We start from the raw sequence: 21,286 nt of genomic DNA on the forward strand, positions 1-21,286 counted from the left end.
CGCGCTGCGCACGGTCCCGGGCCGCCTTCCGCTGCCGCGGCAGGCTCTCCCGCTGGGCGAGCACGGTCAGGCCGAGGGCGACCAGATGCTTGCAGAAGTTGCCCTCCATGCCGTACGGGCAGTCACACTCGCCGGACAGCCCGCCGGGCCCGTCCAGCGCCAACTCCACCTCGTACCGCTCCGTGCCGTGCACACTCGCGGTGACCCAGCCGTCACCGACCTCGGCCCCGGACACCGCGCCCAGGTATCCGAGCCCGCGCTCGTAGGAACGGGGGCCAGCCAACGCCCGTGGAGTCGACTCGCTGAACCCTTCCATGGTCTTCCTTTGCTCTCGTGCCGTCTGTCGATCTGCACGCCGAGGCACAGAGCATCTACAACGTCCTCCAGGACGCGCACACCGAGCTGACGGGCGTCCAGAAGCGGGCCAAGACGCTGACCGAGGAGGCCCGCCGGGGGGACCCGTCGAGGGAGCCTCCAGATCCCGGTCTGGTCGCGTCGGACGGGGGCAATGGCACGGTGAAGGTGCAGATGGCGAACATGTGCACAACGAAGGACACCCCGCAGCGCACCCTGGACTTGATGAAGTGGTACGCCGACACGCTCACCGGTCTCGTGTCGCACGCCTCGGAGATCGACGCGGCCGTCACGCGGGCGCTGCGGAAGAGCCACGGTGGCGACCCCTACAACGCGGGCCACGCCACATACACATCACTCGACGAGGAGCAGGTGCCCCGTGCCACGCAGCTGGCTTCGCTCGGCAAGGACGCGAACGACAAACAACGGGCCGAGTTGCGGAGGCTGTGGCAGTCGCTGAGCCCTGAAGCGCGGGCCGAGCTGTGGCAGGGGCACAAGGACGATCTGCTGGCGGCGGGACTGCTGAGTCCTACGGTCAAGCGGGCGGCGCCGGACCCGGGGTCGGGGCCGCACGGTGCCGAGTCCCCCGGCGCGGCGGAGCGGCGGACCAGGGAGAAGATGAACCTGCTGGCCGAGGGCGCCGACTGGCGGGGGATGAATGACGCCTCGCGCCATATGGCGCACTACCTGGGCAACAGCGGCGATCCCATGAAGCTTCCGGTGGACAAGATGATGTGGGACGACGAGGGATTCAGAAGCCACATCGATCAGAGCATCAGGCAGAACCAGAGCGAATGGCGCAAGCAGGCGCTGGAGGAGTTCAAAAGAAACGGCGGCCAGCCGGTCGCCATCCCCGTGGAGAGCAAGAACCGCGACTACAGCTTTGATCAGGGCACGGACCCGAACTGGTTTTACGCGGTGGGCTCGACCAGATCGAATGTCACCGGGGTGGTCACGGTCGTGCCGGACGCCGACGGCCAGCCCAAGGTCGGCCTCGACTACCAGGTCAACGCCTGGGACCGCTACAACTGGGACGAGGGCAAGGGGGTGAGCATCGGACCGATCGACGTCCCCGACGGACAGCCGGCCCGCCTGCACAAGACAGGTCTCGCCCAGGAGTTCGACATGTCGGGCAGCAGCTCGGTCAAGCACTACGATCTGGGCGGATCGGTCCCGAACAATGAGCCGCTCCCGGGCCCCGATGAGCCGGGGCGCGAGGGCGGACGTACGGACCCCGGACGGGAGCAGCAGGACGCCAATGGTCGTTGAGCACCACCCATCGGAACCCATCGGGAGCCAGCAGTGCGCCGCCGACTTCTCGTTGCTGGAGTAGTGGTTCTCGCGGTCGTCGTCTCGGCCGTCGTCGCGTTCGCCTTCGTCACTGAGGACACACTGTCCGACCAGGTGGAGCAGGACAGGAAGTGCTGCTGGAAGCGTGGCGCCACGCCCCGCTGGATGAGCGAGACGATGGGCCTCCGGATCCCGGCGGCGGCCGCGGACGGACGGGCCGGGTACAAGACGGGCTCGCGCTACGACATCGGGATCCTGGCCTTCACGCTGCCCAGCCGGGAGGCGGACGCGTACCTCTCCCGGCTGGTCCCGGAGGACGAGGAGATGGTCGCCAACCTCCATCCGGAGCAGAAGGGGTACGAACCGATGGCGCCCTTCGCGCATCTGGGGCTCCCGGAGCCGGAGACCCTGGTCAAAGGCATGCGGCGGATCGGTTTCTGCCCGGACGGGCTCACCTCCCCCGAGGGGAAGCGTCTTCGCTACTGCGTCGACCTCTTCGCCCATGAGTTCACACCGGGCAGCACGCGCGTCTACGTCCGGTCGACGATCGAACCTGGTGTGACACCGCCGGCCCCGACCGGTCCCGGTGCATGAGGGGCTGGTTCATGGATTCATTTCCCTTACGATATTCGGCCCCATTCGGCCCCGGACAACTGGTGCACGACGAAGTTCATGTGCTGCGTGTGACCGACCCGGATCCATATCTCGGCATTGCCCGAGGCCGTCGGTGCCGCGGAATGCGCCGGACTCCACGATCCAGCAGGCCATGGCGCGGACCCGGGCAGCGCGGTCGCGCTGGATGACGCGAGTGGGCTGGGCTGGGACCGGCGTCCAGCATGAGGTCGAGCCACGAGGACGGCAGGCACAGCCGGTCGCTCAGGTTCAGGAGATCCGTCAAGAGGAGCCGGTCCGGCGGATCGTCGAGCAAGACGCGTATACCGAGGCCGAGGCCGCATCCGCCGAGGGAGGCGAGGTCGGCGACATGGCGGCGATGCGCAGGGTCCCGCTCCGGGCCGGTGACCAGCCGCAGCCGACTCCTGGTCGCCCCCTGTCACCCCATCCGTGGAGCGACTGCCCACAGCGGCGCGATTCTCCGGCGTATGCCGAACTCCAGTCGCGCGTATGCGTCCCAGGCGTCCCGTCATGCCGGAACGACCGGCACATAGATCGGCTCGACCATCGCGGTTCCCCCTTCGGTCCCGCTGCACCGCCCCTGGTTGAAGGGTGAAGGGAGACGGTCGGTGCTGAAAGAACGCGATTCCGGCCACTGATCACGTCTTGCCCTGATGATCAAGGGCGCCCGCCCCGGACGATCACGATGCCGCCTGGGTGCACCAGGCCGACCGGCCTCGCTGGCGAGGCCATATGTTTCACTCCCGTGTCGCCGGGCACCCTCATCGCAATGGGAGCGCTCCCATCCATCCCCATTGCCCATCGGCGCAATCCCCCCACGGACGATGGAGATCGCCATGAATTGTCATGGGAATTTGTCATGGCCACAGCAATTCCTTGTGCTGGGCGCTCCGCGCCCTCGGCTTGCTGTCCGCCACGCTGCTCACCCTGATCCCGTGGACCGGCACCGCCTCCGCCCACGGGTCGGTCGTCGACCCCGCGTCCCGCAACTACGGCTGCTGGCTGCGCTGGGCGGACGACTTTCAGAACCCTGAGATGGCACAGAAAGACCCCATGCGCTGGCAGGCATGGCAGGACAACCCGAACGCCATGTGGAACTGGAACGGCCTGTACCACAACGGCTCCGCCGGCAACTTCCCGGCGGTCGTCCCCGACGGCCAGCTGTGCAGCGGCGGGCACACCGAAGGCAACCGCTACAACTCGCTGGACACCGTGGGCGCATGGCAGACGACGAACATCGGCAACAAGTTCACGGTGAAGCTGTACGACCAGGCCAGCCACGGCGCGGACTACTTCCTGGTCTATGTCAGCCGCCAGGGCTACGACCCCACCACGCAGCCGCCGAAGTGGAGCGACCTGCAGCAGGTGGCCAAGACCGGCAAGTACGGCCCCAGCCAGAACTACTCGATCGACGTCAGCACCTCGGGCTACACCGGGCGCCACGTCGTCTACACGATCTGGCAGGCCTCGCACATGGACCAGACGTACTTCCTGTGCAGTGACGTGAACTTCAGCTGAGCCACCCACCAGCGGCAGCACGAAGGGCGGCCCGCCGAGAGTCCGGCTGGCCGCTTTGGCTTGCGGCGGCCGAGGAGCATCCGCCCCGGGCCGAACTCGACTGCACGGCCCTGCTTCCCGGATGAACGTTTCCCGGCCTTGCTCCGTCATCAGGGAAACGAGGAGGGACCGCGGATGGCCGGATGGCGCAGAGCAAGATCGGTCAGCCCGGACGAGTCGTCACCGCTGACCGAGCCGGAGTACGTCAACCGGGTGCGCGCGATGCTCGTCCTGGGTGGTGTGCCCTGGGACCAGCTCGACGACGGGGTTCAGCAAGTCAGGCTGAAACTGCTGGAGGAGCAGGCCAAGCCGGGGCAGCCGGAGATCCGCGAACCGATGGCGTGGCTCACGGCGGTCGCATCCCGGGTCGCGGTCGACTGGCACCGGGCCAGGACCAGGGACGCGGGCCTGCGCGAGCGGCTGGCCGCACGCTGGTCTCGGCGTCCTCCGGCGGAGCATCCCGAAGAGCATCGCGTCCTCGCGCTGACGGTGTCCCGTGGCCTGGAAGGACTGTCAGCCGCGCAGCGGCAGGTGCTGACACTGCGTTATTACGCGGATCTGCCCGTGCGCGACATCGCGGTGCTGCTGGACGTGCCGGAGGGCACGGTCAAAAGCCGACTTCACAGCGCCGTTGCGGCGCTGCGGAAACAACTCCACGAAATGGAGGTGATCTGAGATGGCCGACACCGCTGAAGGGACAGAGCCGACGGAATCGGAAGAGAACGATCTGCGGTTGGCGCTGCGGATGATCGGCGAGGAGGCAGGTCGCCCCGACGCGCCTCCACGACCCGCTACTCGCCCCGCGCGGTGGCGGCGTCGCGGCACGGTCGGGGGTGTCCTTGTGACCGCGGCGGCGCTGAGCGTCGGGGCGCTGTTGTTCTGGCTGGCGGACGGGCGCTCGGTCCAGTCCTCCGGCGACGCCGACGGGCGAGGGCTGACGGATCTCGAAGGAATTGCCTGTGCTCGGCTCATCGCCGACGGTGAAGTGGTCGCGGTACGCGATGCCTCGCAGCCCCACCAGGTCGTCGTGACCTTCGCCGTGCGGGACTGGATCAAACCCGCGCAGGGAGCTAAGGAGATCGAAATCAACACCGTCGACCCCGAGTGGCTGGAGGAAAAGCCCTTCAAGACGGGCCAACGACTGCTGATCCTGGACTCGGGCCGTCCCAACGGCGAGGTCCTGTACTACCAGGGCCGCCACGCCAAATGGCAGCGAGACCTGTTCAAGCGCGACCTTCCCAAGGCGGCGAAGACGAAGTGCCCGGCCTTCTGGCGGGACCAGGACGACGACGGCGCCGTGCCGCCGGACGCCTGACCGGCTGTGTTTTTGAGGCCGGGGGAGGCGGTAGCTGCCCACCGCGTGACGGGCTCCCGCCACGAGCGTGCGGACGAGGACGTTAGCGCGACGTTAGTGGAGCGTTAGTCGGGCGGCAGCGGCGCGGCAGCGGGCGGGATCAATGTGGTTGTCGTACCGATCAGACTTCTCCGGCGCCCGCCCCTCAGGAGATCCGCCATGCGACCCCTCACCCTCGCCGAATGCCGTGCCCACGCCGTGCAGATCACCGCCGTCGCCCTGACCACGGTGGCCGCGCTGACCGTGGTCGTCTGCGGGAGTGTGGACGGTACGGGGCTGCGTACGGAGGGGAACGCGGATCACAGTCGTGGGACGCAGACGGTCACCGTCGACCCCGTACGGGCCTCGCTCGTTGCTGACACCACCCAACCCATGGTGCGGTAGCGGCCGTTGCTACGGTGTCGTGCGCATGATCACGAGTTCTCGTAACAACTGAAGGAGGAACTTCGTGATGCGACGGGGAATGCGGTCGGCGCTGGCGTCGGTGGTGACGGTCGCGGCGGGCGCGGTGCTGTTGGGGACGGTCACGGCCACCACGGCCGAGGCGGCGTCGGCCAGTGCGTGGTACTGCCAGAAGGGCTACTTCTGCTCGTACAAGAAGGACGACGGCGGGGGGAACGAGGTGTGGCTCACGAAGGCGAACCACGCCACGCTCCCGGCCGACTGGGACAAGAAGATCAAGTCGATGTGGAATGACACGGGTAAGTACGTGTGCATCTACACCGAGCCGCGCTACCGGGGCAGGCACCAGAAGCTGCTGCCCCATGTCCGCTACGGCGCGAACACCTCGATCCGTTCGTTCAAGTTCGTCGGGTCGTCCGCGGCCTGCTAGCGGCCTGCCAGAGGCCCGCTAGCGGTTGAGTCGGCGCCCCGTGCGTCACCCTTGCGGGCACGGGGCGCCCCGGGCGGCGCGGTTCGGGGAGCAGGTCACCAGCGCCAGGGACAGGAATGACGTGCGGCCCACGTAGAAGCCGACGGACACGTCGCCGCCGTGCGTCAGCGTGTCCGCCGCCGTGGCGACCAGGCGGGACAGCCGGGCCGTGTCCGCCTCCTGCTGGGAGTGGAAGCCCGGGGCGTGTTCGGTGAGCTGTCTGCCCAGCCAGGCGGCGGCGTCCTTGGGCTCCTCGAAGGTCTCCCGGATGAGGCGGGGGGCCTTGAGCAGCCAGTGTGCGGTCTGTGTCGGGGGCAGCTCCGAGCGTCTGAAGGCGTCGACCTGCTGGCGGTGGTGCTCCTGGTCCTCCGCGGTGACCGGGGGCCTGGGGCGGTCCGGTAGGCGGCGGAGTACGTCCCGGTCGAACAGCTCCTTCTCGCCCAGCCAGGAATACGCGTGGATGTGCACGCGACAGCTGTTCCCGCCGTCGCGCCATCCGTTTCTCTCAGTCGGCCTACTTCACCGAGATGTCGGCAACGGTGTCGTAGAACGACAGGTGGTCCTTGATCTCGGCCACGGAGTCGAGCGGGTCCGGGTAGGCCCACACCACATCGGGCCGCGGGCCGCCGCCGCCCTCCGTGCCCAGATACGTCCAGTACGCCGCCTCGCCCTTGAACGGGCAGGTGGTGTGCGTATCGGTCGGCTCGAAGAGGGACAGGTTCACGTCCTGCGGGGGCAGGTAGTAGCGGACGGGCAGGCCGGTCTCGGAGAGGAGCAGCGGGCGGCGCGACTCCGCGACGACCCGGCCGTCGATCGTGACCGTGACGTGCTGGGTGCCTCGGGTCACCTCCACGCGGTGGCCTGTGCCTTTGCCGGTGCCGGTGCCGGGGTGCTGGGTCGTCATGGGAGATCCTCCTGCGGTTGGCGTTCCGGGCGGTTCCTCATGTACCGGACGGTTCCTCATGTACGTCAACGCAGACCCCGGGCCGGCGATTCCGCCTTCTCCCCCTAAGCCTGTCACCTCGTTGAAGATCGGGTTCGTTTGACGTCCTCACCCACGTGAACGTGGGTGATTCCCGCCTGCCCCGCCACGTGCAGAGGTGGGGCTTCGGGTGGGTTCCTGCTTCGACGAGCGCTGCCCCGGCGTGCGGGGTCTGACGAGCTCTCCACAGGCGTTTCGACGCTCCGCCTCGCGCCGCATCACAGCGGCGCGTTTCCGTCCAGCGGCGCGTATGTTCGCCTCGGCGTTCTCGTCCCGGTCGTGGCGGCTGCCGCATTTCCTGCAGGTCCAGGTGCGGATGTGGAGCTGTTCGCGGCCCTTGGGGCCGGTGAGGCGTCCGCACCTCGGGTTGCAGCACAGCTGGGTGGAGGGAAACCACCGATCGACCGTGACGAACGCCCGCCCGTACCGTTCACACTTGGCTTCGAGGGTGCGGACGAAGGTGCCGAGGGACTGGTCGTGGACGCTCTTGCCTAGCCTGCCGCGCCGGGTGGCCATGCCCTTCACGTTCAGGTCCTCCACATAGACCGCTTGGCTCTCACGGACGATGCGGGTGGTCTCCTGCTCGATGAAGTCGCGCCGCCGGTCGGCGATGCGGGCATGGACCCTGGCGACGGCCTGCCGGGCCTTGCGCCGATTGTTCGACCCCTTCTGCTTACGAGACAGGGCACGCTGCGCGCGCCTGAGCTTGCGTTCCTGGCGACGGAAGAACTTCGGGGAGGCGATCTTCCGACCACGCAGCACGGCATAGGAGGACAGGCCCAGGTCGATCCCCGTATCCGTCTCCTCCACATCCAGCTCCGGCCAGGGCTTGTCCTCCACCTCCACCACGAAGGAGGCGAAGTACCTGCCGGACGGATCCTTGATGATGGTCACCGACGACGGCTCGGAGGGCAGCCGACGGGACCAGCGCACCTGGAAGTCGCCGATCTTCGGCAGCCTCAGCTCCCGCCTTCGGTGATGGACCAGCGGGCGTTCGCGGTGAACCGGACCGCTTGCCGAGCGATCTTCTTCTTCGTCTTCGGCGGCCCCATCGCAGGGCCGAGCCGGGTGCCGTTCTTCGAGGCGAAGAAGTTGCTGTAGGCACTCTCCAGGTCGCGCAGGGACTGCTGAAGCACTACGGCTGACACCTCGCCGAGCCAGACCCGCTCGGACGTCTTCTTCGCCTCGGTGATAACCCGCTTGGACAACTCGGCCGCCTTCGGACGAGGCAGGCCCTTGCCATAGGCGTCGAGGCACAGACGAAGGGCGTCATTCCACACGACACGGGCACACTCGAACGCCCTCGCCAGATCGCGGCACTGAGATGCGCTCGGGTACACACGGACGTTGTACCGGAGCTTCACGCCGATCACCGTACGACGGTTGGTTTCTGACCGAGCATGGATCGACCAGAACCGGCAGACACTGCGCTCTTCTCTTCCGCGCTCATCTGGTTTTCATGACGAACTAGCTCACAAGATGTCCGTCGACGTTCATGGAGACGCACGCCTCACAGCGTGAACGCGGACAAGCAAGCGGTTTGGCCAGGCTCGGCATCGGGACGTCCCCTCCTTCAGGCCGGTACAGGACCGTACAAGGGGCGGCCACGGGTGCCCAAGCGACGGGCGTACGGCGGGTGAACAACCCCCGAGACCCCAGAGCGCCCCTGGAACCATCCGTCCCCGCATCGGGTTACGCCTCCTGCGCGTTCTCCGGGCGTGGCCACGTACGTCCCTCGTCCGCCTCCACCTCGCGGTTGAACCGCGTCAGCGCGTCCTCGAACCGCCTCACCTCCTCGGGCGTCCAGCTCGCCAGCACCCGCGCCAGGCCCGCGCGGCGGCGCTCCCGGTCGGCGGCCAGGCGCTCGGCGCCGAGGGTGGTGGCGCGCAGTTTGCGGGCGAGGCCGCCCTTCGGGTCGGGGATGCGTTCGAGCAGGCCCGCGCGGAGCAGCGCGCCTGTCTGCCGGTTGACGGTCGAGACATCGAGGCCCAAGGCGTCGGCGAGTTGGCCGATGGACAACGCGCCCTCGGTGTCCAGGAAGGAGAGGAGGAAGTACGCCGAGCGGTCGAGGCGGGTGCCCGAGCACTGATCGGGCCGGCTGGGCTCACTGGGCCGGCCGGATTGGTTGCCCGGGTGGCCGCCCTGGCCCTTACGGTCCCTCGGCGTCAGCAGATTGCACCTGGCGACCAGCATCAGCTCGCGTTCCAGCTTCTCCAGCACGCTTCCTCCTCGTCGCCCGGCCGCTCGTCCCGGGAAATGTGCACGATACACATCGTGTGTAGGATGCACATCTCATCATTCCTTATGCCTTTCATATCGAAGGTCATCCGGTCATTCACCAGCACACCCACCCGGAGGCGGCAGCCGTATGTCCCCGTCAGCTCCAGCAGCCCGCGTCGAGCCCTTGAGCTCGGCGCCGCCCGGCCAGAAGCAGCTCCCGCGTGAGGTGGGCGGCGGCTTCGTGGCCGTGCTCGCGTTCTGCGGTATCGCCGTCTCGGTGATGCAGACGCTGGTCGTCCCGCTGGTGACCGAGCTGCCGCAGCTGCTGCACACCTCCAGCTCCAACGCCTCCTGGGTGATCACCGCCACCCTCCTCGCGGGCGCCGTGTCCACCCCTGTCATGGGGCGGCTCGGCGATATGTTCGGCAAGCGCAGGATGCTGGTGGTGGCCCTCGGGCTGCTGGTCGTCGGCTCGCTGGTGTGTGCCGTCACCTCCGACCTGGTGGTCATGGTGATCGGCCGGACCATCCAGGGCGGCGCGATGGGCGCGATACCGCTCGGCATCAGCATCATGCGTGACGAGCTGCCGCCCAAGAAGCTGGGCTCCGCGATGGCCCTGATGAGTTCGTCGCTGGGCATCGGCGGCGCCTTCGGCCTCCCGGCCGCCGCGTTCGTCGCCCAGCACACCAACTGGCATGTGCTGTTCTACGGCGCCGCCGGGCTTGGTGTGCTCGCGCTCGCACTCGTGCTCATCGTCGTCCCCGAGTCGACCGTACGGACCCCCAGCCGCTTCGACGCCATCGGCGCGATCGGGCTCTCGGCCGGTCTGGTCTGTCTGCTGCTGCCCATCACCAAGGGCGGCGACTGGGGCTGGTCCAGCGGCACCACCCTCGGGCTGTTCGGCGCGTCCGCGCTGATCCTGCTGGTCTGGGGGTTCGTGGAGCTGCGGACCGCCGAGCCGCTGGTGGACCTGCGGACCACCGCGCGCCGTCAGGTGCTGCTGACGAACCTCGCCTCGATCATGGTCGGGTTCTCCTTCTACGCGATGTCGCTGATCCTCCCCCAGCTGCTGGAGCTGCCGAAGGCCACCGGCTACGGCCTCGGCCAGTCCATGGTCATGGCGGGTCTGTACGTCGCGCCGATGGGCGTGGCGATGATGCTGGTCTCGCCGCTGTCCGCGCGGATCAACGCCACGAGCGGGCCGAAGGTCTCGCTGCTCCTGGGTCTGGTCGTGATCGGGGCCACGTACGGCAGCGGCATCGTGATGATGGACCACGTCTGGCAGGTCGTCGTGCTCTCGACCGGGCTCGGCGTCGGCGTCGGGATCGCGTACTCGGCGATGCCGACCCTGATCATCAGCGCCGTACCGGCCGCCGAGACGGGCGCGGCGAACGGGCTGAACACCCTCATGCGGTCCATCGGCATGTCCACCTCCAGCGCGGTGGTCGGCGTGATCCTCGCGCACCAGACCACGAACTTCGGGCGGCTCGCGCTGCCCAACACGGACGGGTTCAAGATCTCGTTCGCCGTCGCATGCGGGGCCGCCGCCCTGGGTCTGCTGATCACCCTGTTCCTGCCCAACCGGCGCCGTACGCCCGTGACGGGCCAGCCGCAGACGGCCCAGGCACCGGCCGACCAGGAAGCGGCCCCGGCGGCCCAGCCCGCAGCAGCTGCCCAGCCCATGGCGACGGTCGAGGCCGCTGAGCCCGCCCCGGCCGCTGAGCCCCTTTCCGGCGGCGGCGGTGTCCAGGGCCGGGTGCTCGGGTCCGGCGACGTCCCGCTGGCGGGTGCCGCCGTCACCCTCATCGACAACACCGGCCGCCAGCTCGGCCGTACGGTCAGCGGGCCCGACGGCCGGTACTCCCTGGCCACCCCCGACGCCGGCAGCTTCGTCCTGATCGGCTCGGCCCCTGGCCACCAGCCGCAGGCGGCCACGCTTCTGCTCTCCGACGCCCCCGTCACCTGCGATGTGCGGCTGGCCGGAGGCGGCGGGCCCACCGGGACCGTACGGACCTTCGGCGGCGAGCCGCTGGCCGGGGCGACGGCCATCGCGATCAGCCCCGACGGTGCGGTCGCCGCCACGGCCACCGCCGACGAGAAGGGCGACTTCGCGCTGCCCGAGCTCACCCCCGGCTCGTACACGCTGACCATCAGCGCCGAGGGCCACCGTCCGCACGCCGCGCAGTTGGAGATCACCGGCACCGGGCAGCCCCCGCGGATCGACGCCGAGCTGCGCCCCGCCGCCAAGGTCCGCGGCACCGTGCGCGCCCAGGGCGGGCGGCCGGTGGAGGACGCGCGGGTGGCGCTGCTGGACTCGGCGGGCGATGTCGTCGGGCAGTGTGTAACCGGCACGGACGGGGCGTTCCACTTCGAGGGGCTGACCGACGAGCACTACACGGTGGTCGCCAGCGGTTACGCACCGGCGACCATGCCGGTCACGCTCGGCGGCGCCAAGGGCTCCGAGGGCTCCGAGGCGCGGAACGTCGACTTCCTGCTGAGCCACGGCTGAGTCCTGCTGAGCCACAGCTGAGAGAGCCAGTCCTGCTCTCTGGTCCTGCTCCGGTACCAAACCCGGTACTGGAGCAGGGCGGGGGCGCCGGCGGCGAGCGCGCGCCCCTGGAATGCTCCTATTCCTCCATGGCGCCCTCCTCCGGAAGGCTCTCCTCCTCCGGAAGGCTCTCCTCCTCCGGGAGGCTCTCCCATGCCTCCCCCCTCCTGAACAGCTCGTACCCGTCCTCCTCCGCGATCGTCTCCGCCTCGGCGCGGCTGTGGAGGGGGACCTCATAGGTGTGGCTGTTGACCGTCGCGTGGACGCCTTCGCCGTCGGTGATCGTTTCGATCGCGTGCGTCTCGTAGATGACGCGCCCCGGCTCGGCCGTGCTCCAGACCACGTGCATGCTCACTGCCATCGGACACTCCGGAAGGACGAGCCCCCTGGTATCAGGGTCTCACCTGCCGACCTGGTCTTCACCGATCTTCCGGCACACCACCAGGACCATTGGGGCAGCACCTAGACCCTTGGCCGACGCAAGCTCGGAAACAGGGGTCTGTGCAAGGGTATTGACGAAAGGATGTTGACGACGGGCCGGGACCGCACCTTCCCCAGGAACCGGCAGGGGTAGAGGAAGGAAGCACGACGATGACGAGCATCGCTGCGGATGCCGAGGCGTGGATCAGGCGGTACGAGAAGTCCCCGGACAGCGCGTTACGGCTGGTGTGCCTGCCGTACGCCGGCGGGTCGGCCAGCTACTTCTTCCCGGTGGCGAAGGCGCTGGCGCCCTCGATCGAGGTGCTCGCCATCCAGTACCCCGGGCGCCAGGACCGGCACCGTGAGCCCTGCATCGACGACATCGGCAAGCTCGCCGACGCCGTCGTCGGGGCGCTGGAGGGGCTGGACGACAAGCCGCTCGCGCTGTTCGGCCACAGCATGGGCGCCACGCTGTCGTACGAGGTGGCGCTGCGGCTGGAGAAGCGGAAGGTGATGCCCGTCCGGCTGTTCGTCTCCGGGCGGCGGGCGCCGTCCCGGGTCCGGGAGGAGTCCGTGCATCAGCGGGACGACGCGGGGGTGCTGGAAGAGCTGCGCATGCTGAACGGCACGAACGGCGAGGTGCTGGAGAACGAGGAGTTGCTGCGGATGGCGCTCCCGGCGATCCGCGGCGACTACCGGGCCATCGAGTCGTACCGCTGCGAGCCGGGGCGGCGGATCAGCTGCCCGATCACCGCGCTGACGGGGGATGCCGACCCGAGGGCGTCGGTCGACGAAGTGCGCGACTGGGAGAAGCACACCACCGCGGAGATGGATCTCACCGTGCTCAGCGGCGGGCACTTCTTCCTCAATGACCATGTGCCTCAGGTCCTCAAAATCATCTCGGAGCGGCTGCTGCCGGTCACCCGCTCCTGAGCATGACGATTCCCGGGCCCGGGGCACCGTCGTGCCCCGGGCCTCCCTTTCAGCGCCGATTTGCGACCGCGACATTCACCAGGGCCAGTACCGCGAGCGCGCCCCCGAACCACATCACACTCGACACCGCGATCCCGTCCGCCGCCCGCCCGCCGAGCAGCGCGCCCAGGGATATCGCCACGTTGAACACCCCGACGAACAGGGCCGAGGCCGCCTCCCGCGCCTCCGGCTCCGGCACCGCCTGGAGCACCCACGTCTGCGAGGTGACCGACACCCCTCCGTACGCCAGTCCCCACAGCATCAGCAGCACCGTGGCCCCCGGCGTCGTCCCGCCGGCCACCGGCATCAGCAGCACCGCGGCCGCGAGCAGGGCGAAGATGACCATGAGGGTGCGGCGCGGATCGCGGTGGGCGGTGGCGCCGGCCAGGAAGTTCCCGGCGATGCCCGCCACGCCGTACGCGAGCAGCAGCGTGCTGATCAGCCCCGCCCCGACCGCCGAGCTCTCCTCCAGCACCGGGCGTACGTAGGTGTACGCGCCGAAGTGCCCGGTCACCAGCAGCAGGGTCGTGATCAGGCCGGTGCGCAGCCGGGCGTTGCGGAACAGGCCGGGCACCTCGCTCAGCCGGATCGCGCGGTCGGCGGGCAGCGGCGGCAGCGTAACGGCCAGCGCGGCCGCTACGGCCAGCGAGAGCGCCCCCACCACCGCGAACGCGGCGCGCCAGTGCACCACATCGCCGATGAGCGTCCCGACCGGCACGCCCACGACCGACGCCACCGCGATGCCGCTGAAGACGACCGACGTGGCGTGGCCGACGGACTTCTCCGGCACCAGTCTGGCCGCCAGCCCGGCCGCGATGGACCACACGCCGCCGATGCTCACCCCCACCAGAATCCGGGCGAACAGCAGAACGGCGAAGCCGGGCGCGAGCGCCGACAGCAGGTTGGCGGCGGCCAGCAGCCCCATCAGGCCGATGAGCAGCAGCCGCCGGTCGAGCCCGCCGGCGGTGGCGGCCAGCAGGGGCGCCGCGACGGCGGCGACAAGGCCGGGCACGGTCATGGCCAGGCCGGCCGTACCGGCCGAGACCCCGAGCGCGGAGCCGACCGAGGTGAGCAGGCCGACCGGCAGCATCTCGGTGGTGACGACCGCGAAGGTGCCGACCGCCACGGCGGCGACGGCGAGCCAGTTTCCGAGCGGCGAGCGCACGGATCCGGCCCCGGACCCGGATTTGCCTGCCGGGGTGGTGAGTTCCGTGGTATTGGACATGTCTCAAGCGAACAGCCCGGATCGGCCGGGAACAACGGCGTTCCCCTCAGGCTTCGATGAGCAGCCCTCAGCCCTCTCAACCCCCCACTCAGCCCTCAGCCTCAGCCCTCAGCCTCAGCCTCAGCCGGGAACCGTCAGCCCACCTCGCGCCGCATGCAGACCCGCGGCCACCGGTCAAGACCGTGCGCCGCCTCGCTCTGCCGGATCTCCCGGAGTCCGGGGGTCAGTTCGTCCTCCCTCAGGGTCCGGAACCCGCACCGCGCCGCGTAGTACGGGGCGTTCCACGCCACATCGACGAACGTGGTCAGCGTCAGCGCCGACGCCCCCTCGGCCGCCGCCCGCCCCGCCGCATGCTCGATCAGCGCCCGGCCCACGCCGCGCCGCGCGCTGTCGGGGTGCACGGAGACCTGCTCAATATGCATGTTCCCGTCCACCGGGTCGGTGATCAGATACGCCACGGCCCGGTTCTCGCCGTTAGCCGCGACCCAGGCCCGCCCGGCGCGCTGGTACGTCCCCAGCTCGTCCAGGCTCAGCGGCTCGTCGTCGGCGATCTCGTCCATGCCGATGTCCCGGAAGCACAGGCCCGCGGCCCGCTCGATGTCCTGGAGGACGGGAAGCTCTTCGATGGTGCTCAGTCTTATCCGCACGCGCCCATCATCCACGCGCCCATCAGCTACGCGCCCATCAGCTACGCACCGGGCGCACCGGCTGCCGCAGAATCGTATGCATCTTCGCCGGATCGCTCTCGCGGACGTCGGAGAGGTAGATCTCGTGGTGCAACCCTGCCCGCTCCAGGCCCTGCTCGGTCATGTACTCGTCCAGCAGGGCCAAAGAGACGGGCTCGTCGGCGTAGTGGCCATGGTGGGTCAGCTGCACGCACCGCCCCTCGGTGAAGGTGGCCAACTGCACCCGGTCCACCGCGAGGCCCGACGGCCGGGCGTCCTCGCGCGCCCGGTCGGCCGCGGCCGGGTCCAGGTCGTCCGGCAGCCGCAGGAACAGGTGCCAGCGCCACTGGTCGCGCGGCACCTCCAGATACGGGCGCGGGTCCTCCACCCACCAGCGGCCCTCCAACGGCGCCGCGTGGGGCGAGGGCAGCGCGCCGGCGACGGCGTACAGGGCCGAGACGCAGATGCCGTACTCCTCCCCGCCCGGTTCGCCCTGCCCGGTCACCCCCAGGCCGTGGACCGGCCCGAACGTCACGAGCTCGGGCTTGTCGGCGGCGGTGTACCAGGCGTCCAGGTCGTTCACGGTGTCTCCTCCAGGGGGATCAGCAGCTGGGTGACCAGCTGGTCGGGGGCCGTGACGGCGGGGTCGTTGAGGTAGAGCTCCCGGATGGGCCCGGTGGGCGTATGGCCGCGTTCGACGCACCAGGCCACCAGCGCGTGGCCGGTGAGAGAGATCTGGTCGTACGGGCCCGTGTGGGTCGCACAGGCGAACGTGCCGCCGGGGAGCAGGTCCGCCGTGGTGCCCGGCGGGGCCGGGCGGCCCTCCGGGAGCGCGGCCGTGATGGTGATGGGGATGTACTCGCCCAGGTCGACGGGGAAGAGCCCGACCAGCCGAAGCCCGTCTGCCCCCTCCTCTGGTTTCCCGTGCTCCCCAGCCGCCAGCAGCGCCAGCAGCCTGCCCACACACGCCCCCGTGACCCGCCCGATGTCCTCGGGCGAGTCGGCCACATCGCGGACGACGGCCACCCGCTGCGGCTCCTCCCGCCGCAGGGTCACCTCGGCGGTGGGCAGACCGCTGGCCAGGATGCGCTCCAGGGCGGCGAGGGACCGGCGGCGCCGGGCGAGCTCGTCGTCCAGCCGGTCGCGTACGTCGCCCAGGGCGCGGGCGGGGTCCTGCCCGGAGAGCACGTCCTTGATGGCGGCCAGCGGCACGTCCAGCGAGCGCAACAGGCCGATGGACATGGCGTCCCGCGCCTGATCCGCACGGTAGTAGCGGTATCCGGTGTCGGGATCCACCCAGGCGGGTGGCAGCAGGCCGAGTTCGGCGTAGTGGCGCAGCTGTTTGACGCTGAGCCGTACGACACGGGCGAACTGGCCGATGGACAGGGGGTCGTCGTCGTTCACGCGCCCCAGCATGGCCTCTCCCACGGGGGGAGAGTCCAGCCGCCCGCCCTCCGTCAGCGGGTCAGGCGCAGCGCCTTGAGCACGCCGTCGCTGAGGGCCACGTGGTTGTCCGGCCCGGCCTTGGCGTGGCCGGCCTCGATTCCGTAGTAGCCCTGGGTGGTGTTCACCGGGAAGTACCTCCCGTCCGTGTGGTCCAGCAGCAGGACGTACTCGTGCCGGACGGTGAGTTCGGGCCCGGAGGGCAGCACGTTGCCCGCGGGGCTGGTGTACGACACCTGGATCGTGCGGCCGGGCACCTTGCCCTTCCCCGTCGCCACCACGCTCACCGTGGCGGTGGTCTCCGGGACCCCGTCCTCGTCGGTCTCACGGGTGGCGGCGACGCGCGCGCGGACGATCACATCGGCGTGCCGCTCCAGGTCCCCGGTGGTCATGTAGTACGGCTCGTCGGCGGCGGGGGGTTCGACCGGGCGGCCACCGGAGCCACCGCCCTGCGAGCCGTACACGGTGACGAGGGTGACCACGACGGCGACGGCGACCGCGAGGGCGGCCACGGCCCCGCTCAGGACCAGCCCCCGCCGACGAATACGCCTTACGGGCGGCCTCACGGGCTCTTGAGGCGCCGTCTCCGGGACCGGATTCGCCTGCTGCATCAGGGACTTCACACGGATCATGCCGACTCCAAGGGCGAGGGGGCCGGGGCCCGGTAAATGTCGCGAAACGCCTTGCGCGCACGGTGCAGCCGCACCCACACGGCCGGTGCGCCACACCCCAGAACGGCCCCGGCCTCGGCCGCGCTCAGCCCGTCCCAGTAGCTCAGCACCAGCACCTCGCGGTGGTGGGCGGGCAGTCGGTCGAGCGTGTCGAGCACCGCCGAGTCCTGGCCGGTGGCCGCCGTACGGCCCTGCTCCTCGGCGATGCGCCGGTGCAGCTCGCTCAGGCGGGCCTCGGCGCGGTAGTGGTTGCGTACGAGATTGCGGGCGGTGACGAACAGCCAGCCGGCCGCGATCTCGCCCCTGTCCTCGAGGGTGTGCTCCCAAGCGATACGGAACACCTCCGCCGCAAGCTCCTCGGCCGCGCCGCGGTCGCCCACCCTCCGGTGCACAAAGGCGACGATGCGCGGGTGCTCGCGCGCGTACACCTTGGTGAACCGCGCCGAGCGCCCACGCCCGTCCCCCGTTTGAATCGTCTTCACGCCCCCTATATGTCTCGCGCGCCCGGCATCCTTACCGGGCCGCCGACATCCTCGCGGGGATCCGCTCGTACCCGGCGATCAGCGCGAGCACGGCGGCCCCGCCCAGCATGGCGATCCCGAACGCGACCGACCAGCTCACCGGCAGCCCCAGCAGGCCGTCGAACCACTGCGCATACAGGTCCCCTCGCTATCCGGGCCAGGGCCTCGCCCGGCCCCTGGTCCGCGAAAACGGTGACACCCTCGAACGGCTGCCCCGTCAAGCCGACGCCACCGGCGATACGGAGTTGCGGGCGCTGGGGGCGCTGGGGGGGGCGACGCGGAGGCCGCCCCCGCAATCGGGTGAATCCGGCGCACTCCCGCCGCGTACAGCGATCCGCTCCACCGTGAATCGCTCAAAGTGGTTCTCCTGACGTCGGAGTGATCGGAGTTCACCGTGCGTCGACCGCGTCTGCTTACCGCCTGCGCCGCCGCCCTGATCGGCCTCTCCCCCACGACACTCGGCTCTGCCTCAGCGGCACCGTCCCCGGCCGCCGGCCCCGAGCGGGTGACCGGGACGGTCAGCCTGTGGTCGGCCGACTACAAGGGCGCGGGCAGTTACGTCGACTGTCCCCGTATGGACCACCCCGTCGACATCACGCTCGTCCTGGACACTCCGCCCCTGGAGAGGCAGTACGTCGACCGCTGCAACAACACGATGCGCATCGAGTGGTTCGTCACCTACCGGTACACGGGCCCGGCCCAGAATTCCAACTTGGCCTCCCCCAGCGGAAACCAGGTCAACATCCATGTGCGCGGTGTTCTGTACCAGGGCGACTCCGAGCAGACGATGGGCAAGAAGGGCGAGGTCGACAGGGACCTCTCCGTCGCGCCCGGCCGCCCGCTGCAGCAGACGGTCGAGCTTCTCAACCAGGCGGACGCCAGCCCCAACGACGCGAGAATGACCGACAGGGCCTGGGCCCAGTTCGACCTCAAGGACGACGATCCGCTCGCGCAGCCCCAAGGGGAGTCCCCGCTCGCCCCGCTGAAGCTGGACAAGCTGGACACCCTGAACAAGCTGCCCGGCCTGGGCAAGCTGGGCAGTGGGGGCGGGCTGCTGGACGGCTTGGGCGGCCTGGGCGGGAAGCCCCTGTCCATCCCGTAAGCCCCATGGCGGGAGCCGTCATCGGCCACCCCTGATGTGCGCGCGGGCGCCGGTCCGGGTGTCAGGACAGCGCCGCCACCCACGCGGGCAGCGGCTCCCGCCGTCCCAGCCAGGCGGCCGGGACCGCGGCGGATACGCCCGTGCCCGCTCCTACGACGCCGCCCACGATCGCGCAGGTGGTGTCGACGTCGCCCAGGCCCTCCGCCGTGGCCCACAGGGCGGCGATCAGGTCGTCCTGGTGGCGGGCGGCGCACCAGAGGGCGAAGGGGACCGTGTCGTCGGCCCGGATGCGGCGGCCGCTGCCGAGGAGGTCGGCGGCGTGGCGCGGGGTGGTGGTGGGCGGCAGGGCGATGGCGTGGATCAGGCCGTCGCGGACCGGGCCCGGCGGGGTGCGGTCCGCGACCCGGGCGAGGAGATCCGGAGTCGGTTCGAGGGCCGGTTCCGGGGTCGAGGCGCTGCCGTCCGGAGTCGGGTCCGGAGCCCGTTCAGGGGTCTGGACTTGGCCGGCGGTGAGGGACGCCGCTACCGCGACCGCGACCGCGCCGGCGATGCCCTGCGGGTGGGCGTGGGTGACCTCGGCCGAGCGGCGGGCCTGTTCGGCGGCGCGGTCCGGGTCCGCGCCGAACCACGCGCCCAGCGGCGCGACCCGCATCGCCGCGCCGTTGCCGAGGCTGCCCTCGCCGCCGAACAGGGCGCGGGTGGCGGACGGCCAGGAGGTGGGGGCGGCGGCGAGTGACGGCAGGAGTTCATGCATGCCGCTGCCGTAGCCGCGCCCGGGGTCGGACAGGAAGGTGTCGGCCAGGGTTTGCGCCAGCCGCGGTTGGTCGATCTTCCCGTGGTCGTGCAGCACGCTCAGTACGCCGAGCGCCATCGCCGTATCGTCCGTCCACGGCCACGGCGACTCCTCCGGGACCGCCCTCGCCCGGATCTCCTCGTACGCCCGCCGCCGGTCGCGGAAGAGCGGGAACCAGCGTTCGCCGAAGGCGTCGCCGAGGGCCAGGGCCTCGATGCTGCGGCGGGCGGCCGACGGGTTCGGAGTTGGGGTCGCGGTCATGGTGCGCATCGTGCCAGTGGGGGGATGTTCGCCGCACCGCGGTTTTTCGGCACGCCGCGCTGTTCGTCCCTTACGCGCGTCCGCGGATGAAGTGGGCCTCGACCGTGATCGCGGTCTGGCCCTTCATCATGCCGAGCTTGTTCCAGGTGAGCCCGAAGTCGGCCGGGTCGACGGACAGTTCGGCGGTCAGGGTGACCCCGTCCGCGGTGGCGCCCGGTGCGGTGGCGGTGAAGGCCAGCGGGCGGGTGGTGCCGCGGACCGTCAGCTCGCCGGCGATCTCCACCGCGCCCCGGGGGTCGGGGGTGGCGCGGTGGGCGGTGAAGACGAGGGTGGCGTGGCGGTCGGTGTCGAAGAAGTCCGCGCTGCGCAGATGGGCGTCGCGCTTGGCGTGGCCCGTGTCCACGGAGGCCGCGTCGATGGTCAGGGTGCCGCTCGCGGAGCCGTCGGGCAGGACCTCGCCCTCGCCGTCGACGCTGGTGAAGCCGCCCTTCACCGTGACCATCCCCCACATGGTCTTGTGCTGGAGGCGGACCCGCGTGCGTGCCGGGTCGAGGACCCAGGCGCCTGGCTGGACGGCGGGGAGGGGCGTGGTGGCAGCGGGTTCGGGCATGACAGGGCCTTTCGTATGGGCAGGTCAGGGCAGGATATTTAAGTAGCCAGATATTAAATAGCCAGTTAGACAATAGCTGGCGTTGATACCCTGGACAAGACCGGTCGACAGCGCGAGAGGGGTGCGAGACGTGGCGGAATGCCCGGAGACGGCCCACGTGGGCGAAGGGGACGGCTCCCGGTGCCCCACCTCGGAGGATCACGCGCTGCTCCAGCAGTGGGACGTCCTGCAGTCGGGGATGCGCCGGCTCACCGATCAGCTCCTGGACGACGTCGAGACGAAGACCGGCCTGGCGCCGTCGTCGTTCCAGGTGCTGTGGTTCCTGCTCACCGCCCCTGAGAACGCCGCGCCGATGAACCAGCTCGCCGCCACCCTCGGCTTCACCACGGCCGGCACCACCAAGGTCGCCGACCGGCTGGCCGAGGCCGGGCTGCTCGAGCGCCACCCCTCGCCGTGCGACCGCCGGGTCATCCTCGCCCGGCTGACCGAGCCGGGCCTGACCACCGCCGTCACCGCCGCCCTCACCCTGGCCGACGCCCTGCGCAAGCGCGTCGTCGGGCCGCTGGGCGCGCAGAGCTTCGGCTCGCTCGTGGACGGGGTCGGCGCGGTCGACCCCGCCCCTGGGCCCCGGCGCGACTGCGGCTGAACGGGGCCAGCACACCAAGCCGTCGACCCTCAGTCCGCCGCCCTCAGACGCTCGGCCTTCTGCGCTTTAACCAGTGACCTCGCGGTGGGGTTGGGGGGGGCGCCCCCCCCCCGCCACCCGGGGGGGGGGGGGGAGCAAGAGCCCCCCA

Annotated in this window: 25 protein-coding genes and 1 pseudogene; 11 read left to right on the plus strand and 15 right to left on the minus strand. The window is 70.3% G+C overall.

Annotated features, from left to right (window positions below; all coding sequences use genetic code 11):
- Positions 1–4: 4 nt before the first annotated feature.
- Positions 5–316, minus strand: a pseudogene (locus ACFV2X_RS32410) (SWIM zinc finger domain-containing protein); the annotation flags it as partial.
- A 17-nt stretch (positions 317–333) separates the two neighbouring features.
- Between ACFV2X_RS32410 and ACFV2X_RS32415 the strand changes: the two are divergent.
- From ACFV2X_RS32415 to ACFV2X_RS32445, 7 genes are all read left to right on the plus strand, one after another.
- Positions 334–1,623, plus strand: coding sequence for a hypothetical protein (locus ACFV2X_RS32415; protein WP_385623348.1), 1,290 nt, complete (start codon positions 334–336; stop codon positions 1,621–1,623).
- A gap of 33 nt (positions 1,624–1,656) precedes the next feature.
- Positions 1,657–2,238, plus strand: coding sequence for a hypothetical protein (locus ACFV2X_RS32420; protein WP_385623351.1), 582 nt, complete (start codon positions 1,657–1,659; stop codon positions 2,236–2,238).
- 885 nt (positions 2,239–3,123) lie between these two features.
- The gene (locus ACFV2X_RS32425; RefSeq protein ID WP_385623353.1) at positions 3,124–3,795 is read left to right on the plus strand and encodes a lytic polysaccharide monooxygenase; all 672 of its coding nucleotides are present in this window, start codon (positions 3,124–3,126) and stop codon (positions 3,793–3,795) included.
- Positions 3,796–3,969: 174 nt separating this feature from the next.
- Entirely contained in the window at positions 3,970–4,509 is a 540-nt protein-coding gene (locus tag ACFV2X_RS32430) for an RNA polymerase sigma factor (protein ID WP_385623355.1), read from the plus strand.
- A gap of 1 nt (position 4,510) precedes the next feature.
- A complete protein-coding gene (locus ACFV2X_RS32435) occupies positions 4,511–5,149 on the plus strand; it encodes a hypothetical protein (protein ID WP_385623358.1) in 639 nt (212 codons plus the stop codon).
- A 198-nt stretch (positions 5,150–5,347) separates the two neighbouring features.
- Positions 5,348–5,572: a hypothetical protein gene (locus tag ACFV2X_RS32440; protein WP_385623360.1), complete on the plus strand. Its 225-nt coding sequence runs from the start codon at positions 5,348–5,350 to the stop codon at positions 5,570–5,572.
- Between the two features lie 67 nt (positions 5,573–5,639).
- On the plus strand, positions 5,640–6,020 hold the full coding sequence (locus ACFV2X_RS32445) for a peptidase inhibitor family I36 protein (protein WP_385623415.1): 381 nt from the start codon (positions 5,640–5,642) through the stop codon (positions 6,018–6,020).
- 45 nt (positions 6,021–6,065) lie between these two features.
- Here ACFV2X_RS32445 and ACFV2X_RS32450 read toward each other — a convergent pair whose 3' ends face one another.
- From ACFV2X_RS32450 to ACFV2X_RS32470, 5 genes are all read right to left on the minus strand, one after another.
- Positions 6,066–6,527 (minus strand): hypothetical protein, encoded by a 462-nt coding sequence (locus tag ACFV2X_RS32450; protein WP_385623361.1) that lies wholly within the window; start codon positions 6,525–6,527, stop codon positions 6,066–6,068.
- Positions 6,528–6,573: 46 nt separating this feature from the next.
- On the minus strand, positions 6,574–6,963 hold the full coding sequence (locus ACFV2X_RS32455; protein WP_385623364.1) for a DUF427 domain-containing protein: 390 nt from the start codon (positions 6,961–6,963) through the stop codon (positions 6,574–6,576).
- A 147-nt stretch (positions 6,964–7,110) separates the two neighbouring features.
- Positions 7,111–7,974 carry an RNA-guided endonuclease InsQ/TnpB family protein gene (locus ACFV2X_RS32460; protein WP_385623365.1) on the minus strand — a complete coding sequence of 288 codons (864 nt, stop codon included), beginning with the start codon at positions 7,972–7,974 and terminating at the stop codon, positions 7,111–7,113.
- Between the two features lie 26 nt (positions 7,975–8,000).
- Entirely contained in the window at positions 8,001–8,414 is a 414-nt protein-coding gene (locus ACFV2X_RS32465; RefSeq protein ID WP_385623368.1) for a helix-turn-helix domain-containing protein, read from the minus strand.
- Positions 8,415–8,733: 319 nt separating this feature from the next.
- Positions 8,734–9,261 carry a MarR family winged helix-turn-helix transcriptional regulator gene (locus ACFV2X_RS32470; protein ID WP_385623369.1) on the minus strand — a complete coding sequence of 176 codons (528 nt, stop codon included), beginning with the start codon at positions 9,259–9,261 and terminating at the stop codon, positions 8,734–8,736.
- Between the two features lie 184 nt (positions 9,262–9,445).
- Here ACFV2X_RS32470 and ACFV2X_RS32475 point away from each other — a divergent pair, with 184 nt between their 5' ends.
- On the plus strand, positions 9,446–11,770 hold the full coding sequence (locus ACFV2X_RS32475) for an MFS transporter (RefSeq protein WP_385623370.1): 2,325 nt from the start codon (positions 9,446–9,448) through the stop codon (positions 11,768–11,770).
- 118 nt (positions 11,771–11,888) lie between these two features.
- Here the strand turns inward: ACFV2X_RS32475 and ACFV2X_RS32480 are convergent, their stop codons facing one another.
- Positions 11,889–12,170 carry a hypothetical protein gene (locus ACFV2X_RS32480; RefSeq protein ID WP_385623373.1) on the minus strand — a complete coding sequence of 94 codons (282 nt, stop codon included), beginning with the start codon at positions 12,168–12,170 and terminating at the stop codon, positions 11,889–11,891.
- A gap of 230 nt (positions 12,171–12,400) precedes the next feature.
- On the opposite strand from ACFV2X_RS32480, the gene ACFV2X_RS32485 reads away from it, so the two are divergent.
- Complete coding sequence (locus tag ACFV2X_RS32485; RefSeq protein WP_385623376.1) at positions 12,401–13,162, plus strand: thioesterase II family protein; 762 nt, start codon at positions 12,401–12,403, stop codon at positions 13,160–13,162.
- 49 nt (positions 13,163–13,211) lie between these two features.
- Here ACFV2X_RS32485 and ACFV2X_RS32490 read toward each other — a convergent pair whose 3' ends face one another.
- From ACFV2X_RS32490 to ACFV2X_RS32515, 6 genes are all read right to left on the minus strand, one after another.
- A complete protein-coding gene (locus ACFV2X_RS32490) occupies positions 13,212–14,426 on the minus strand; it encodes an MFS transporter (protein WP_385623379.1) in 1,215 nt (404 codons plus the stop codon).
- 134 nt (positions 14,427–14,560) lie between these two features.
- On the minus strand, positions 14,561–15,073 hold the full coding sequence (locus ACFV2X_RS32495) for a GNAT family N-acetyltransferase (protein WP_385623382.1): 513 nt from the start codon (positions 15,071–15,073) through the stop codon (positions 14,561–14,563).
- A 37-nt stretch (positions 15,074–15,110) separates the two neighbouring features.
- Positions 15,111–15,674, minus strand: coding sequence for a GyrI-like domain-containing protein (locus ACFV2X_RS32500; RefSeq protein ID WP_385623385.1), 564 nt, complete (start codon positions 15,672–15,674; stop codon positions 15,111–15,113).
- Positions 15,671–16,495, minus strand: a complete 825-nt coding sequence (locus ACFV2X_RS32505) for a MerR family transcriptional regulator (protein WP_385623388.1) — start codon at positions 16,493–16,495, stop codon at positions 15,671–15,673. Before ACFV2X_RS32505 ends, ACFV2X_RS32500 begins: the two co-directional genes overlap by 4 nt.
- Before the next feature lie 53 nt (positions 16,496–16,548).
- Positions 16,549–17,166 carry a hypothetical protein gene (locus tag ACFV2X_RS32510; RefSeq protein ID WP_385623391.1) on the minus strand — a complete coding sequence of 206 codons (618 nt, stop codon included), beginning with the start codon at positions 17,164–17,166 and terminating at the stop codon, positions 16,549–16,551.
- Positions 17,163–17,687, minus strand: coding sequence for an RNA polymerase sigma factor (locus ACFV2X_RS32515; RefSeq protein WP_385623393.1), 525 nt, complete (start codon positions 17,685–17,687; stop codon positions 17,163–17,165). The genes ACFV2X_RS32510 and ACFV2X_RS32515 overlap by 4 nt, the downstream gene beginning before the upstream one ends.
- Before the next feature lie 433 nt (positions 17,688–18,120).
- On the opposite strand from ACFV2X_RS32515, the gene ACFV2X_RS32520 reads away from it, so the two are divergent.
- Positions 18,121–18,828, plus strand: a complete 708-nt coding sequence (locus ACFV2X_RS32520) for a hypothetical protein (protein ID WP_385623395.1) — start codon at positions 18,121–18,123, stop codon at positions 18,826–18,828.
- Between the two features lie 61 nt (positions 18,829–18,889).
- On the opposite strand, the gene ACFV2X_RS32525 is transcribed toward ACFV2X_RS32520, so the two are convergent.
- Both ACFV2X_RS32525 and ACFV2X_RS32530 read right to left on the minus strand, forming a co-directional pair.
- Positions 18,890–19,891 (minus strand): ADP-ribosylglycohydrolase family protein, encoded by a 1,002-nt coding sequence (locus tag ACFV2X_RS32525; protein WP_385623397.1) that lies wholly within the window; start codon positions 19,889–19,891, stop codon positions 18,890–18,892.
- A gap of 61 nt (positions 19,892–19,952) precedes the next feature.
- Positions 19,953–20,492, minus strand: a complete 540-nt coding sequence (locus ACFV2X_RS32530; RefSeq protein ID WP_358701159.1) for a YceI family protein — start codon at positions 20,490–20,492, stop codon at positions 19,953–19,955.
- Positions 20,493–20,622: 130 nt separating this feature from the next.
- On the opposite strand from ACFV2X_RS32530, the gene ACFV2X_RS32535 reads away from it, so the two are divergent.
- Positions 20,623–21,138, plus strand: coding sequence for a MarR family winged helix-turn-helix transcriptional regulator (locus ACFV2X_RS32535; protein ID WP_385623399.1), 516 nt, complete (start codon positions 20,623–20,625; stop codon positions 21,136–21,138).
- The last annotated feature ends 148 nt before the right edge of the window (positions 21,139–21,286 follow it).

This window comes from Streptomyces sp. NPDC059679 (assembly GCF_042734105.1).
In the GTDB taxonomy this organism is placed as follows: Bacteria; Actinomycetota; Actinomycetes; order Streptomycetales; family Streptomycetaceae; genus Streptomyces.

Coding starts and splice junctions, on each gene's coding strand:
- ACFV2X_RS32510 (WP_385623391.1), bottom strand. CDS start 17,166: ATGATCCGTGTGAAGTCCCTGATGCAGCAGGCGAATCCGGTCCCGGAG.
- ACFV2X_RS32430 (WP_385623355.1), top strand. CDS start 3,970: ATGGCCGGATGGCGCAGAGCAAGATCGGTCAGCCCGGACGAGTCGTCA.
- ACFV2X_RS32425 (WP_385623353.1), top strand. CDS start 3,124: ATGGGAATTTGTCATGGCCACAGCAATTCCTTGTGCTGGGCGCTCCGC.
- ACFV2X_RS32455 (WP_385623364.1), bottom strand. CDS start 6,963: ATGACGACCCAGCACCCCGGCACCGGCACCGGCAAAGGCACAGGCCAC.
- ACFV2X_RS32490 (WP_385623379.1), bottom strand. CDS start 14,426: ATGTCCAATACCACGGAACTCACCACCCCGGCAGGCAAATCCGGGTCC.
- ACFV2X_RS32440 (WP_385623360.1), top strand. CDS start 5,348: ATGCGACCCCTCACCCTCGCCGAATGCCGTGCCCACGCCGTGCAGATC.
- ACFV2X_RS32445 (WP_385623415.1), top strand. CDS start 5,640: ATGCGACGGGGAATGCGGTCGGCGCTGGCGTCGGTGGTGACGGTCGCG.
- ACFV2X_RS32480 (WP_385623373.1), bottom strand. CDS start 12,170: ATGGCAGTGAGCATGCACGTGGTCTGGAGCACGGCCGAGCCGGGGCGC.
- ACFV2X_RS32435 (WP_385623358.1), top strand. CDS start 4,511: ATGGCCGACACCGCTGAAGGGACAGAGCCGACGGAATCGGAAGAGAAC.
- ACFV2X_RS32485 (WP_385623376.1), top strand. CDS start 12,401: ATGACGAGCATCGCTGCGGATGCCGAGGCGTGGATCAGGCGGTACGAG.
- ACFV2X_RS32530 (WP_358701159.1), bottom strand. CDS start 20,492: ATGCCCGAACCCGCTGCCACCACGCCCCTCCCCGCCGTCCAGCCAGGC.
- ACFV2X_RS32525 (WP_385623397.1), bottom strand. CDS start 19,891: ATGCGCACCATGACCGCGACCCCAACTCCGAACCCGTCGGCCGCCCGC.